Annotated in this window: 1 protein-coding gene and 3 tRNA genes; all 4 read right to left on the reverse strand. The window is 57.8% G+C overall.

All coding sequences use genetic code 11. The features are described 5' to 3' along the window. Positions 1–211: GTP-binding protein (locus tag KDH83_RS30785; protein ID WP_240806462.1), on the reverse strand; the 211-nt coding region annotated here is incomplete at its 3' end. 48 nt (positions 212–259) lie between these two features. Further along, a tRNA-Thr gene (locus tag KDH83_RS30790) sits at positions 260–334 on the reverse strand. Between the two features lie 10 nt (positions 335–344). Further along, positions 345–418, reverse strand: a tRNA-Gly gene (locus KDH83_RS30795). 159 nt (positions 419–577) lie between these two features. Continuing rightward, positions 578–664 (reverse strand) — tRNA-Tyr (locus KDH83_RS30800). Between the last annotated feature and the right edge of the window lie 380 nt (positions 665–1,044).

Genomic DNA, 1,044 nt, shown 5'->3' on the forward strand with positions numbered 1-1,044 from the left:
CGTACTCGACGTGCGCGGTGTTGATGGTGATGCCGCGTGCCTTTTCTTCAGGAGCTGCATCGATCTGGTCGTAGCCCTTGGCTTCGCCGCCGAACTTGGTCGACAGAACCGTCGTGATGGCTGCCGTCAACGTCGTTTTGCCGTGGTCAACGTGACCAATCGTACCCACGTTCACGTGCGGCTTGGTACGTTCAAACTTGCCTTTTGCCATGGCTGACTCCTGACCTGGATTGCGCTTCTGACTGAAGAAAAGAAGTTGTGGTGCCCATGACGCGGATCGAACGCGTGACCTCTCCCTTACCAAGGGAGTGCTCTACCACTGAGCCACATGGGCGTATAAATCTTGGAGCGGGTGAAGGGAATCGAACCCTCGTCGTAAGCTTGGAAGGCTTCTGCTCTACCATTGAGCTACACCCGCGGCTACCCTTTCACCTTCTCGTACTTCCCAACACCTTCAAACCCAGGCCCTTGAAACCTTACGACCTTCGTTGCAAAGGCCGCCCAGCTCCCAGGGCTTGCATTTTAAAATCCAGGCCGCTGATGCTCTAGCCGCGCCTGGATTTAGGTATAGGGTCTCTGGTGGAGGAGGTTGGATTCGAACCAACGTAGGCGCAAGGCCAACAGATTTACAGTCTGCCCCCTTTAACCACTCGGGCACCCCTCCAGCGGAGAACTTGAGATTATGAACACTTTCGAATCCGGTGTCAAACGCCGGGATCGAAAATTTCTAATTTCCAGTCCTGCCTCCGCCGCGTTTCCGCGCAGAGGGGGCGAAGCTTACAGGTTTCTGCGAAACGCTGCACGGAAAAGTTGCGCCCTCCGGGCCCGGGGACTCCGGGCGCGGCGTGCGGGTTGATCCGTCTGCCGGACCAGGCTGCGCCCTTCCCGGCAAAACAAGCTGCACCCGAACCGCCGCGTTTCGCCCTACCTCTGCCCACAACCCTTTCAGCACCCTGCCCTCTTGCCCCCCCAAAAAAAAGAACAAGGACGCGGCAGATAGACCGAACCGCCTTCGCTCTTACACCCACCCACCAACAGATGCGC

It is taken from the genome of Achromobacter sp. Marseille-Q0513, from assembly GCF_018195695.1.
In the GTDB taxonomy this organism is placed as follows: Bacteria; Pseudomonadota; Gammaproteobacteria; order Burkholderiales; family Burkholderiaceae_B; genus Achromobacter.